The organism is Winslowiella toletana (assembly GCF_017875465.1).
Lineage (GTDB): Bacteria > Pseudomonadota > Gammaproteobacteria > Enterobacterales > Enterobacteriaceae > Erwinia > Erwinia toletana.
This window is the reverse complement of record NZ_JAGGMQ010000001.1, coordinates 556,855-569,467: the sequence shown is the minus strand read 5'-3', so window position 1 is coordinate 569,467 and position 12,613 is coordinate 556,855. Positions and strand designations below refer to the sequence as shown.

The 12,613-nt window shown below is 50.9% G+C and carries 16 protein-coding genes and 1 tRNA gene; 5 read left to right on the top strand and 12 right to left on the bottom strand.

Going from position 1 to position 12,613, the window contains the following annotated elements:
• Positions 1 to 16: 16 nt before the first annotated feature.
• Together J2125_RS02815 and J2125_RS02810 are read right to left on the bottom strand one after the other, a co-directional pair.
• The gene (locus J2125_RS02815) at positions 17 to 922 is read right to left on the bottom strand and encodes an alpha/beta fold hydrolase (protein ID WP_017800121.1); all 906 of its coding nucleotides are present in this window, start codon (positions 920 to 922) and stop codon (positions 17 to 19) included.
• 51 nt (positions 923 to 973) lie between these two features.
• Positions 974 to 1,585 carry a TetR/AcrR family transcriptional regulator gene (locus J2125_RS02810; protein ID WP_017800120.1) on the bottom strand — a complete coding sequence of 204 codons (612 nt, stop codon included), beginning with the start codon at positions 1,583 to 1,585 and terminating at the stop codon, positions 974 to 976.
• Positions 1,586 to 1,868: 283 nt separating this feature from the next.
• Between J2125_RS02810 and J2125_RS02805 the strand changes: the two genes are divergently transcribed.
• The 3 genes from J2125_RS02805 (at position 1,869) to J2125_RS02795 (ending at position 3,852) form a co-directional block, all read left to right on the top strand.
• On the top strand, positions 1,869 to 2,993 hold the full coding sequence (locus J2125_RS02805) for an alkene reductase (protein WP_026111573.1): 1,125 nt from the start codon (positions 1,869 to 1,871) through the stop codon (positions 2,991 to 2,993).
• Between the two features lie 15 nt (positions 2,994 to 3,008).
• A complete protein-coding gene (locus J2125_RS02800) occupies positions 3,009 to 3,323 on the top strand; it encodes an ArsR/SmtB family transcription factor (RefSeq protein WP_026111572.1) in 315 nt (104 codons plus the stop codon).
• Positions 3,324 to 3,465: 142 nt separating this feature from the next.
• Positions 3,466 to 3,852 (top strand): hypothetical protein, encoded by a 387-nt coding sequence (locus J2125_RS02795; RefSeq protein WP_026111571.1) that lies wholly within the window; start codon positions 3,466 to 3,468, stop codon positions 3,850 to 3,852.
• Positions 3,853 to 3,954: 102 nt separating this feature from the next.
• Here the strand turns inward: J2125_RS02795 and J2125_RS02790 are convergent, their stop codons facing one another.
• The gene (locus J2125_RS02790) at positions 3,955 to 4,251 is read right to left on the bottom strand and encodes a chorismate mutase (RefSeq protein ID WP_017800116.1); all 297 of its coding nucleotides are present in this window, start codon (positions 4,249 to 4,251) and stop codon (positions 3,955 to 3,957) included.
• A 92-nt stretch (positions 4,252 to 4,343) separates the two neighbouring features.
• Positions 4,344 to 4,691 carry an HNH nuclease YajD gene (gene yajD / locus J2125_RS02785; protein WP_017800115.1) on the bottom strand — a complete coding sequence of 116 codons (348 nt, stop codon included), beginning with the start codon at positions 4,689 to 4,691 and terminating at the stop codon, positions 4,344 to 4,346.
• Between the two features lie 388 nt (positions 4,692 to 5,079).
• On the opposite strand from yajD, the gene J2125_RS02780 reads away from it, so the two are divergent.
• Positions 5,080 to 5,325, top strand: coding sequence for a YmjA family protein (locus J2125_RS02780; RefSeq protein WP_017800114.1), 246 nt, complete (start codon positions 5,080 to 5,082; stop codon positions 5,323 to 5,325).
• 181 nt (positions 5,326 to 5,506) lie between these two features.
• On the opposite strand, the gene J2125_RS02775 is transcribed toward J2125_RS02780, so the two are convergent.
• A tRNA-Asn gene (locus tag J2125_RS02775) sits at positions 5,507 to 5,582 on the bottom strand.
• A 364-nt stretch (positions 5,583 to 5,946) separates the two neighbouring features.
• Between J2125_RS02775 and J2125_RS02770 the strand changes: the two genes are divergently transcribed.
• Positions 5,947 to 7,068, top strand: a complete 1,122-nt coding sequence (locus tag J2125_RS02770) for a Gfo/Idh/MocA family protein (protein ID WP_017802784.1) — start codon at positions 5,947 to 5,949, stop codon at positions 7,066 to 7,068.
• 84 nt (positions 7,069 to 7,152) lie between these two features.
• Here J2125_RS02770 and J2125_RS02765 read toward each other — a convergent pair whose 3' ends face one another.
• The 7 genes from J2125_RS02765 to J2125_RS02740 all read right to left on the bottom strand — a co-directional run bounded on the left by J2125_RS02765 (position 7,153) and on the right by J2125_RS02740 (position 12,505).
• Positions 7,153 to 7,596, bottom strand: coding sequence for a DUF943 family protein (locus J2125_RS02765; RefSeq protein ID WP_017802783.1), 444 nt, complete (start codon positions 7,594 to 7,596; stop codon positions 7,153 to 7,155).
• Entirely contained in the window at positions 7,589 to 7,960 is a 372-nt protein-coding gene (locus tag J2125_RS25125; RefSeq protein ID WP_017802782.1) for a DUF3289 family protein, read from the bottom strand. The genes J2125_RS02765 and J2125_RS25125 overlap by 8 nt, the downstream gene beginning before the upstream one ends.
• Entirely contained in the window at positions 7,935 to 8,414 is a 480-nt protein-coding gene (locus J2125_RS25120) for a DUF3289 family protein (RefSeq protein ID WP_017802781.1), read from the bottom strand. The genes J2125_RS25125 and J2125_RS25120 overlap by 26 nt, the downstream gene beginning before the upstream one ends.
• Before the next feature lie 172 nt (positions 8,415 to 8,586).
• A complete protein-coding gene (locus J2125_RS02755) occupies positions 8,587 to 9,462 on the bottom strand; it encodes an NAD(P)-dependent oxidoreductase (protein WP_017802780.1) in 876 nt (291 codons plus the stop codon).
• A 10-nt stretch (positions 9,463 to 9,472) separates the two neighbouring features.
• Positions 9,473 to 10,312, bottom strand: a complete 840-nt coding sequence (locus J2125_RS02750) for a glycosyltransferase family 8 protein (protein WP_017802779.1) — start codon at positions 10,310 to 10,312, stop codon at positions 9,473 to 9,475.
• 24 nt (positions 10,313 to 10,336) lie between these two features.
• Entirely contained in the window at positions 10,337 to 11,719 is a 1,383-nt protein-coding gene (locus J2125_RS02745) for a D-arabinono-1,4-lactone oxidase (RefSeq protein WP_017802778.1), read from the bottom strand.
• A gap of 150 nt (positions 11,720 to 11,869) precedes the next feature.
• Complete coding sequence (locus J2125_RS02740; RefSeq protein ID WP_017802777.1) at positions 11,870 to 12,505, bottom strand: TetR/AcrR family transcriptional regulator; 636 nt, start codon at positions 12,503 to 12,505, stop codon at positions 11,870 to 11,872.
• Positions 12,506 to 12,613: the final 108 nt, after the last annotated feature.

Sequence of the window (12,613 nt, the reverse complement as noted above, 5' to 3'; positions counted from 1 at the left end):
TCACCGACATTGCTCGCTAACGGAAAAACTTCGCCAGCGCCGCAGTCAGCGTCGCAGGTTGTTCATCCGGGATAAAATGACCGCTATGCGCGATGGTGATGCCGCTGACGTTATCAGCAAACTGGCGCAGCGGCGCAGCCATATCGGCGATGGAACCCTGATCGGCGCTGATCGCCAGCACTGGCAGCGCAAGTTTGCCCGCTTCAAGCAGCGCCCGATTCTGCGCAGCAGACGTCGTCACCTCGCGGTAGGGAGCCAGTCCGGCACGCAGTGCGCCGTTCTGTTTTAACAGCCGTATATATTCCGCGATATCAGCGGCGCTGAAGGCCATTGGACTGGCGGTTTTGCGCCGCAGGAACCACTCCAGATAAATCTCTTCACGGCCGGTTATTAAGGCTTCCGGCAGATCGGGTAACAGATGGAAAGCGAAGTGCCAGGTTTTCCATGCCTTATCCGGCGTGGCAGGTAAGGCATCTGGCAGAGTTATGCCCGGAATGCCAGCATCGAGCAGCGCCAGCTTGATGACCTGCTGGCTATAGCGCATAGCGTAAGGCCAGGCCACCCACGCGCCCACATCATGGGCGGCGAGGTAATAGCGCTTAATCGCCAGTTTTTGCATCAGCCCCTGCACCTTCTCCGCCAGCGCCTGGGTATCGTAGCCGGATTGCGGCTTGTCGGAGTCGCCTTGTCCCGGCAGATCCGGTGCGATGATCAGATAACGATCGGCCAGCAGGGTCATTACCTGATGCCATGCGTACCAGCTTTGCGGAAAGCCCGCCAGCAGCAGCAATACTTCACCCTGCGGGTTGCCGCCGCTGACGTAATGCAGGCGAACGCCCTCTACCGTCTCGTAATAATGCGCAAAGCCAGGTATGCTGGCGACCGGTTGTGACCAGGATTGTGCGATTGCATTGTCAGACATTTAAACCTCCAGTTATTTGGGAAGTGATCGTTTCCTAAATGGATAAAAAATTTAATCGAGCAGTGTGAGTGCGGTAACTATCAGCCGATTGTGTGCCGGTAAGTCCTGCATCTTTCCTGCCACCCGCATACCCAGTATCAGACACAGCAGCACGCCGCCCAGCGCTTCAGCATCATGTTGCGGATTAACCGAGCCATCCTGCTGACCCTGTGCAATCAGTTGCCGGATAGATTGCTGATTACGCTGAAGCGCAGCACGCACCAGTCCGGCAAGTTCAGCATCGAGCTGCTGCAATTCGATGGCGCTGCCAACCACCAGGCAGCCGCGCCGCCCTTCAATATCACTGGCAGATTCAAGATAGAAGCGCAGCAGTTCGGCGATCCTTGCCCGACCATTAGCCTGTTGCGCCAGCCGCTGGCGTAGCGCCTGATTGCGCAGCGAGGTATAGCGCGCAAACACCTGCAAAAACAGGCCACGTTTGTCGTGAAAGGCTTTATAGATACTGCCGACGGTGAGCTGCATGGCTTCACTGAGATCGCTGATCGAGGCGTTGTGGTAACCTTTTTCACGAAATACCAGCATGGCGAGATCAAGCGCAGCATCGGCATCAAACTGACGGGGACGTCCACGCTCACTGACTGTCCGTGGTTGCTTTGACATCATTCTCACCATTTAGGAAACGATCGTTTCCTGGAATTTGCCATATTTACGGCTAAATGGGAAGCGCACGGACGAATAAAATTTTAACAGGTTAATTTGCGCTTTTTACTGATACATAAGCTGGCTGTACAGGATATGCCTCAGCGAGGATTGCCTGATTTTATTGTATCTAATTGATATTAAATCATTTTTAAATTTTGATTTGTTTCCATCTCAATTAAACATTTACGTATTTAAATGTATAAATATAATAACCACTTCTTTTACATCACGGACAACGATTTTTATGAGCCAGAAAACCCTCTTCACCCCACTTCAGCTTGGAGAATTCACCCTACGTAATCGTATTGCTCTTCCTCCGCTGACACGTTGTCGCAGCGAACAACCTGGCAATATTCCGGGTGAAATGATGGTGGAGTATTATCGTCAACGTGCCAGCGCCGGATTTATGGTTACCGAAGGCACACAGATTGAGCCACGGGGCCAGGGTTATGCCTGGACGCCGGGTATTCACAGTAAGCAACAGATCACCGGCTGGAAAAAAGTTACCGAGGCTGTTCATCAGCAGGGTGGGGTTATTTTCTGCCAGCTCTGGCATGTTGGCCGCGTTTCTCACAATGAGCTGCAACCGGAAAAACAAGCGCCGGTTGCACCTTCTGCCATTGCTGCTGAAGGTGTCCGCGTATTTATCGAAACCGGACCAGCTGCAGGGATGCTGACCTCACCGAGCATGCCACGGGAATTGCGCACCGGGGAAGTTAAAGATATCGTCGAGCTCTACCGGCAGGCGGCAGAAAATGCTAAAGAAGCGGGGTTTGATGGTGTAGAGCTGCACTCGGCAAATGGCTATCTTATTAACCAGTTTATCTCTGAACACACCAACTTCCGTACCGATCAATATGGTGGTTGTTTAGCAAACAGACTGCGTTTTCTGCAGGAAATTATTGTTGCAGTGAGTTCTGTTTTCGGCAGCGATAAAGTTGGCGTCCGCTTTGCGCCACTGTTTACCAGCACTGATGAGGAGCGCGTTTATCTGGGGCTGGTAGAAAGCGATCCGCATGCGACCTATATTGCCGCTGCGCAAATGTTAAATGAACGCAACATCGGCTACCTTTCGATTGCCGAGGCTGACTGGGACAATAGCCCGGAGATGCCTGAAGATTTTCGCATTGCGCTGCGCGAGGCATTCCGATCCCCCATTATGTATTCAGGACGATATACCCGGGAGAAAGCTGAGTATGTGCTGAGCAGGGGATGGGGAGATTTATTTGGCTTTGGTCGCACCTTTATTGCAAACCCGGACTTGCCAGCGAGATTCAGACACCATGCCAGTCTGAACCCCGTAGATAGCGCTTCGCTGTATGGTGGAACCCGTAAAGGATATACTGACTATCCTGTTTACCATTCCTGATCCTTGTGAGGCTGCATGTCGCCTGAAAATGCCATGAAATTACTGTCCAACCCAACCCGTCTGTCAGTATTGAAATGGCTGAAAAATCCGGGCGAAGCGTTTACAGGCTATACCCAGCTCTATGACTACGATATGTATGGGGTTTGCGCCAGCCTGATTCAGGATAAAGCCGGGCTTTCTCAGCCCGCTACATCGCTATGCCTGAAAGTTCTGCAGGATGCCGGGCTGCTTGAAGCCAGCAAAGTGGGTAAGTGGACGTATTACCGGCGCTGTGAACCGCGGATTGATGAGGTTACATCAGCGCTGGGTGATTTCCTTGAAACCCTGTAAACAGGCCTGACTGAACCGTTATCAGCATAACGCCGGTTATGCTAACTGACCGGCGTTAACGCCAGCGCCCCTTAGCTTTATAAGAAGGGCATCCGTGTGTGTCTCTGTGTATAGTCAACGGCTGAAAGGAGAGGGGATCGATATGCAACCAGTACGGCTAATGGGTGACGGATATGAACCTTATGTTGAGCAGTCAGGCGAGCGGTTGACCTACGATCTGCCTGTCGACTCCGGGTTTGCCAGCTTCAGCTTCACATTTGAAATTTGTCAGGCCGATGTGGATGTCCTGCTTGCCGATGACTACAGGCGCGCCGTTCTCGAAACCACTGCCCATACACTGCTTCAGCGTTCGACGCTGCGGGGCAATGACCGCTTTACGCAAAGCGATTTCGATAGCCTTGTCGCGGATACGCTTCACTCCACGTCCGACGTTCTCCAGGCGTTTATTGCGCGAGTGAGCCGCGAGAATCATATTGCTATTGAGCACTATGTGAAAGAAGTGATGGACCGACGTTCGGCTGCAAGCTGAGTGTGTCGGGACCTCTTCAGCCAGTTTACTCTCACCAATATAAGCGACTGGTTTATTGGCGGTAACCGGGAGAAACTAAATGGAATGTTGTCGCACGATATGTCAACGTTTTTCCTGTCGCAGCTGGCCATGTTGCTCAAGCTCATACTCGATAAACGCATCTGTCATAGTCCGGTAGACTTTTTCGATAATCACTTCGGGAAGTCCTGCTTCAGCTGCTTTCTCACGTACCTTGTCGATGACCTGTTGCACGCGATCCGGGGCACGAACGGCCAAGTGATCAGCTTTGAACGCAGCGGCAGCTTTAACACATTCGGCACGTTGAGCAATGATTTTGACCAGCTCGCTATCAATCTGATCGATGCGACTTCTGACATCTTCAATGGTGGAGAAAGTCATTTTCTGAACCCATAAACGAGTATGTGAGTACGACAGGGTACATTAATTTCCGTTTGATTCCAGCAGTGTGTCAGAAGCGGGCTTTTCTGATGTTACTGCTTCTTGTTAAGCCTCGACTTTAAATCGGCAAAGGGATTCCAGGTTGCTGCACCAACATCTTTTTGCGCATCTTCACCCGCCACAACGCGAGTGCCGTACTGGTCAGCTTCAGTGTACTTTGAATGTTCGTGGTCATGACAATAGAGACACAACAACTCCCAGTTACTGCCATCTTCCGGGTTATTGGTATGGTCGTGATCGATATGGTGGACGGTTAACTCGCGCAGGTTTGAATAAACAAACTCACGCGAGCAGCGCCCACATACCCACGGGTAGATTTTTAGTGCTTTCTCACGGTAGCCGCTTTCCAGCCGCATGTAATTTTTGGGAATCAGAGCCATGGCCGATGTTACCTGTTAAAAAGATATAATTTCACAATAGTGCTGCCAATATATCCCATAACGGAACAGAAGGAAAAATGACAGACGAAGACGATGTTGATTTTTTTACTGGTAAATTTCACAAGATTGGCCCGGTGGCCAGTCACTAAGAAAACCTCTATGATTAACTTTTGATTCAGTGGGTTATCGCATCACAATTGCCCGGGAGCAATCGGGTAGTTTGCGAACGGGTGATCGAGTAAAATGCGAAAAGCTGTCAGATCAGATGCAATTGCGCAGTACACTACCTTCCGGCAGATGACAGAAAAAACGCAATAAGCATGACATTATCCAGGCCTGAAGATGCAGGCAGTCACTGACCTGGACGTTAAACCTTGTGGGGCTATTTATGAACAACGAAGTACCGCTTAAATTTTTTGATATCGTGGATGAGTACACGAAGGAATCAGCAGAGCCGGTGAGTGAGGCAGAACGTGAACCGCTGGCGCGCTACTTCCAGCTGTTAATCACCCGCTTAATGAATAACGAAGAAATCAGTGAGAATGCGCAGAAAGAGATGGCTGCTGAAGCGGCTATCGGCGAGCAGCGTATTGATGAGATAGCGACGTTCCTGAATCAGTGGGGCAATGAATAACGCTAAAGGCCATTTTATGCGCCAGGGCATTATTTTCTGATGAGCTTCAGGGAGCAATATTGTCAGTTTCGCTGACGACAATGCGCCCTGAACAGCAAAAAACATCCGCTCCTTTCATCCCCATCAAGCCCCAGACAGCAAAAAGCCCGCTTAAGTTTCCTTAAGCGGGCTTTTCTATGTATGGCTCCTCTGACTGGACTCGAACCAGTGACATACGGATTAACAGTCCGCCGTTCTACCGACTGAACTACAGAGGAATTGTTGGAACGGGGCGCATGATATCGAGGGTGCCCCAGGTTGTCAAAGCCTGTTTTCACCTGATGCTGCTGACTGCCGAATAAAGCAGCGATTGGCGCAGGATTGGCCTGAATTTGTGCTTTGCATCAGCAAAAGGTTTATCCACTGCAGCCTGGCGCATGACAGGCAGCGATAACTAATATCGCTAAGCAAAGTAAAATATTGTGATCTTAATCGCCCTCGTTATGCAAACTGACGGTGTCGTTGCATCTTTACTGCCATCATTCTGCAGAATGATCACGTTTATTTCATTTCCTGATTGTGTAAGCCTTTTTTGAAATATACATTCCGAATAAATCGTTCATCTGCGAACAGGAAACCGGCATGGAAAAGGTAAGAATCGGGCTTATTGGTACGGGTTATATCGGGCGTTGTCACGCTATCGCCTATGCACAGGCATCCACCGTATTTAAGCTGAAAGGCGAAATTGTGCGGGAGATGCTGGCGGAGGTCACGCCGGAACTGGCGCGCAGCAAGGCTGATGAATTTGGCTTCAGCCGTGCCACCGGCAACTGGCGCGAGCTGGTGAGCGATCCCAATATCGATGTGGTGGATATCTGCGCGCCCAATTTTCTGCATAAAGAGATGGCGCTGGAAGCGATTCGCCATGGCAAACATGTGTATTCCGAGAAGCCGCTGGCGCTGTCAGTCGCTGATGCCGAAGAGATGACCCGCGCCGCGCAGCAGGCCGGGGTTAAAACGCTGGTGGGCTTCAACTATATGAAGAACCCGACCAGCCAGCTGGCGCGTGAGATTATTGCGCGCGGCGAGATTGGCGAAGTGGTGCATTTCTACGGCACACACAATGAAGATTACCTGGCGAACCCGCAAACGCCGCTCGACTGGCACTGCCAGAAAGCGCTGGCCGGACTGGGCGCGCTGGGCGATCTGGCGGCGCATATCGTGAATATGGCGCACTATCTGGTGGGGGATATTGAGGAAGTCAGTGGCGATATGCTGACGGTAATTAAGCAGCGTCCGGATCCAAAAGATACCACGCGCTTATTGCCGGTGGAAAATGAAGATCAGGCCAGCGCCTTGCTGCGCTTCACCCAGGGGGCGCATGGCGTGGTTGAAACCTCGCGTATCGCCTGTGGCAGTAAAATGGGGCTGACCTATGTGGTTACCGGCACCAAAGGGGCGCTGCGCTACACCCAGGAGCGGATGGCGGAGCTGGAACTCTATCTGCACGATGATCCGGCCGGGCGTCAGGGTTTTAAAACCATTCTGACCGGGCCTGCGCATCCGGACTATGCCGCTTTCTGTATTTCCGCCGGGCACGGTATTGGCTTTAACGATCAGAAAACCGTCGAAATCCGCGATCTGATTAATGGTATTGCTGGCGGCGACCGGATGTGGCCGGATTTTGCCGAGGGATTGCAGGTGTCGAAGGTACTGGAAGCAATTGCGGTGTCCGCGGTGGAACGCCGCTGGATTAAGGTGTAATCATTTGTGGGCTGCGTTATGGGATGTACCGCAAAAGTGAGTCATCTTTTAATAAAACCCCTGAATAAAGGGGTTTAGTCGTTATTATTTTACTACTACTTTGTTATTGCCTATTTCAATGCTAACAGTTCCATCTTTATTGTTTTCAATTCTCATCAAAAGATCTTTTTCTATGCATTTTCCGTTGTCATTATTAAAACACATCATATCTTGTGTTTCTGCATTAAATATTCTTATATCACCTTTAGGTTTTTCTTTAAATCCATTGCCATAATTCCATACATTAATATACCAGTCACCATTTTTAGCGGGAACAGGAATGTCGAATTCACTTTTTATTTTTCCTTTATTATTTTTCCACCAGGCTATTTTCCCTTTCTCGGTGAGTGGGAGTTCTTTAACAGCCAGATTTGAAAAATTAAGTTCCTGATCTGTTAGCACAATCTCCGGCTTTCGGACAAAATTAAGATATCCCGCAATAACAACAATTGCTATTAATGGAGCTATTATATATTTTATTTTAAGCATTTCTTTTTCCTTTTATCGCCACAAAAGTTTCCATGTCAGTGAAAAATGGTTTAAACCCATAATCCTGAGATCTCTGTAAAACAAACCATGTTTTGAAAAAGTAGAACTGGCTGAATTTCCAGTTTTTGATATCATCCTGATCTAAGCCAAAATGATCCTGCACCTTATATCTAATCAAAGCCCTGTATTCATTTTGACTTATGTCGAGTTCTTTAATGTAAATATCTGTGCTGTATGTATCATGCACAGCCAAACCCAGCCCGTTAAAGCTGTCCTGAATTCGTGTGAATTTAGGCAATATACCACTTTTGATATTTAGTGTTATCTGAGGAATAGCTTCAGCGGGTAATGTTTTTTTTCTCATAGTCAATGTTTTTATCAAGGATTTCTTTAATCCTTTTCAGATTACTATTAGAAGAATAATCACAGGTTATATTGTGATTGAGTGCCGAATTCAGCATTGCATTACTGAAACTGTGACCGTTCGTTATTTGCATATGGATGAACATCTGCTTGATGATGTCACTGTAAGGACCCCAAAATGAAAATGGTAGAGTCAGTTTTCGTAGGTCATCAAACATCAATTTCACACATTCCTGTTTACTGATCTTTTTCCCTGATGTTGGGGCATAAAAACGGCTCTGAGGATGGTTAAAGGGTGAGACCTGTTCCATTGTGTAGGGGTTGACCACAGTAGACACATCACGAAGATTAAGATGGTTTTGCAGGAATGAGTCTGTTAAATCCCCATGCTGCATGTCATCAGAGCTACTATCGTTAAATCGTCTCTGTGTTGAGTATACAAGTATCGGTTCCATTTTTATTAATCTCCATTGATTACTCATCATCCAATACTAAACCATCACACACAAAAAAGTCACCCCGCAGGATAATGCCGGTCACTTAAGGTAACCGGCATTGTTTTTTAAGGGATATTACGGCCGTGTTAGCTTTGTGGCCGGTTTATATTATATCGCCACCCGTGCCAGATTATTTCAGTCCGCTACGGCGCGCGGCGACTTTCGCCAGCGCCGCCCACTCCAGATCGCCTTCATTGTGCGCCAGTGCATCAACGCAGTTATCGCGGATCACGCTGGCAAACGGCATCGGCACATTTTTCGCCTCGGCCGCCTGTTGCGCCAGACGAATATCCTTTAACCCCAGACGCAGCTTAAAACCTGGCGGAGAGTAGCGCTGCTGCGCGATTAACTCGCCGTAGCCTTTGTATGCCGGGGCATTAAACAGCGTGCTGGTCAGCATGCCAAGAAAATCAGCGGCCGGAATACCGTGTGCGCGCACCAGTGCCGAGGCTTCCGCCATCGCTTCAATGGCGCTGCCCAGCATAAAATTTGCCGCCAGCTTGGCAGTGACCGCCTGAGTCGGCTCACTGCCAAAATACCAGGTTTGCTGACCGAGAATATCGAAAATCGGCTGCACGCGGGCAATCAGCGCTTTGTCGCCAGCCGTAAGAATATTCAGCTTACCGGCAGCCGCGACATCGTTACGGCCCAGTACCGGCGCCGCCAGATAGCTGACGCCATTGGCCGCGGCATGGGTCTGCATCTCATGGGTAAAATCGACAGAAACCGTCGCCATATTGATCCAGATAGCGCCATCACCCAGTGACTCCAGCGCACCATGGCCGACAATCACCTGTCGGGTTATTGCATCGTCCGCCAGCATGCTGATCAGCACATCACACTGCGCCGCCTCCGCCGGTGATTCGCAGACGGTAGCGCCGAGTTTTTCCAGCGCTTCCGCCGGTGCGGCAGAGCGGTTCCAGACATTCAGAGAGTAATGGGCCTGCAGCAGATTTTCCGCCATTGGCTGGCCCATCGATCCGAGACCGATAAATCCAATTCGCATCACCTGTTCCTTATTTGTGGTCGACCTGACTGGCGATCTGCTGCCATAAAACGTCAAGATCATAGTAGCGATCACGTTGCGCTGCCGGTTGCTGCCAGTCGCGCTGCCAGGGTTTGGCGAGGATGTAGTGGATATTCTTCACCTGGGCCATATCCCATGTGGCCGCATGCTGCACTGACAGCGTCTTCAGCGCATTATAGATATAAGGTAAACCTTTCCAGCGTCCGTGAAAGTGCTCATTTAACAGATCCTGTTCAGAAAACTGATAACGGGACAGATCGTCAATCGCGGCGATACGGCTTTCCAGCGCACTGAACACCTCCGCGTCTGGCGTCAGCACCAGAAAACCGGCGTTAAAATAGGCATCAAGCTGTGCGGGCGCGGGTTGCTGGCGATCCTGCCAGGTGTAGAAACAATTTTCCGGCACCCAGCTTTTTGGGTAGCTGGCGATGCTGTTCGGATTGCAGCGGCAGGCGTGACAGGCGGCGATGCCGTTTTCCGGCAGTTCGAGCGTCATCAGCTCATCCATATTCTGCACCACCAGCATATCCGCATCGAGAAATACCAGCCGCTGATAATCGGTTAACTGCCAGGCGCGCAGCTTGGTCCACACTTCGGCGAACTGCGCGGAAGCATAGTGGTGCGTCAGATCGGGATGCGGATTAAGTGGCGCGACGGCAATCACCTCGCAGCCGTCGGCTTTAAGTTGTGCGCAAATCGCCGGAGCGATATTTTCCGTCACCATCACCACCAGCGGATAAGCGGTTTTGCTCTGGCGCAGAGACTGGTGCAGGGTCTGCACGCCAGTCAGATATTCGGGCTGAGTCAGTAACGTGATCCATGCTGACATAGAGTGTCCCCCTGGTAAGAAAAGTCAGTCAAAAAGCTGGCTAAGATAGTGGTTGCTGAATTTGCCCGTTGGATCGAGCTGTCGACGCACATCGCGAAAGGCATCCCACTGCGGATAGACCTGCGGCCACTGGTAGAGCGGCTGATGATAATATTTTCCCCAGTGCGGACGACCGCCTTCGGCCGCCAGCAGTTTTTCCACTTCACTAAGGAAATGGCAGCCTTCCGCTGACAGCGTGCCGTCATCGGCGTAATAGACCACAAACCCAAAGAAGCAGGTGGCTTGCTGATAAGCCGGACTCAGCCAGGCAGTAGAAGGGCCGGTGCAGCGCAGGATAATCGGGTAGTGCATATGTGGATGATTTTGCGCGTACCAGCGTTTGATTTTGCTAATCACTTCGGCGGCGCGCGCCAGCGGAATACCGATTTCAACATTGATTTGCGGCACGGCGATACCGCGGCAGAACACCTGATAGATATCGCCGGTGACATCCGAGAAGTCTTTAAAGCGCGTAACGGTTTTAAACTGTTTACCGCCATCGCCGCGAATCTGGGTGTCGTTATGCATATGTTCCAGCGTCTGCTCAATGGTGTTATTCAGTGAGCTGTCGCTGTCCGGCTGTTTAACCAGTTCGCCCAGGTTAAGCTGATACGCCTGCTGTTCTTCGCGGGTCGCTTCACGCGCGCGCCAGACATGCATCTGATCGTCATCGACAAACCACCAGGCTTTGCTTAAGGCATAGTTATTGTTCCAGCCATACAGATCGGCTTCCAGTGAGCTGGCGCTAACGGCATGTTTAAAGCAGGTATAAATGCGCGACGGAATGGTTTTTAGCGTGACTGCAGTGACCACGCCGAGAGCGCCCAGCGCCACCTGAGCCGCGCCAAACCACGGGTGCTGGCGATCAAACTCAGTGACAGTGCCGTCGGCCAGCACCATACGAATCGATAACGCTTCATCAGCCAGTGAGCTTTGTTGCAGTCCCTGACCATGCGTACCGGTAGCCATTGCGCCCGCCAGGGTCTGAATATCGATAACCCCGGGCGAAGAGGCCAGCATCCGGCCCATTCTGGTCAGTGTCTGATACACCTCATGTAACGGCGTCGCCGCAGCAAAGGTGACGCTGTTATCGGTCTGCGCCATCAGGCCGGTTAACTGACTGAGATCCAGCAACAGATCGCCATCATCGCTAATCTTCAGCATCCGGCCAGGCGCCAGGCGGCTGCCAATCACCCGTATTTTGCCACTGTGGCTGGCAATACGCTGTTGCAGTTCGGCTTCACTGGCTGGCATATACAGCTGTTGCTGGGCACCCAGTTGGGCATTTTGCGCCCAGTTCCATAGTTGCGTATCACCCTGCACAGACTGGGTGTGTCTTAGCGGAAATTGTTCGTCCTCTGCTTTCACTACAGCGTTCCTTTGTTAAGGTCTGTGAATTGCCCTGACGAGCATTAACCAAAAGGTGGCTCTGAAGCCACCGTTTGGTTTAAGCGTAGACTATTTGCATTTCCATCAGGTAAGAGGTTACAGAGGCGGTGGGGAAATAAAGGGGTGGGATCAATCGCGGCGGATATAGCGCAGCGTGGCGGTAACCGCTAACCGGCGATTGCGGGCCGCATTCTCTTCGTCGCTGATATTGCGGGTAAACAGGGTGCTGAAAGTGTAACGGTTCGAGACATAGTGGACACAGATGCTGCTGAGCAGCCGGTGGACATCAATGGTTTCCACCTCATCGCTGAACAGGCCTGCGGCGCGCCCGCGGGCTAAAATTTCATCCAGTACATCCAGCGCACTTTTATTCAGTGTCTGGATATGTGGCGACTGGCTGATATAACGGCCGCGCAGCAGGTTTTCGCTGCACACCAGACGGATAAAGTCGGGGTGGGTGGCGTGATAGTCAAAGCTCTCTTCCACCAGTTTAATCATCGCTTCTTGCGGCGGCAGTGCTGACAGATTCAGGCCGGTTTCATGCTGGCGAATCTGCTGATAAACCAATTCCAGCACCGTGATATACAGTTTTTCTTTGCTGCCAAAGTGATAAACCACCATACGTTTGGTGGTTTCAGCATGTTCCGCAATCTGTTCCAGCCGCGCGCCCTGCATCCCAAACTCCGCAAAAGCCTTAAGCGCGCCGGCAATAATGCGTTTCTTCAGTCCTTCAGGATCGTTCTTTCTTTTGGCGACAACAGACATAGCGGTCAGGGCATCCGGAGATTAATCAGGGCAGGGGAGCTAAGAGTATCTTTCCTGCCCGGCGGACACAACCGGGAGACGACATAGTCACTAAACTACGCGTTACGA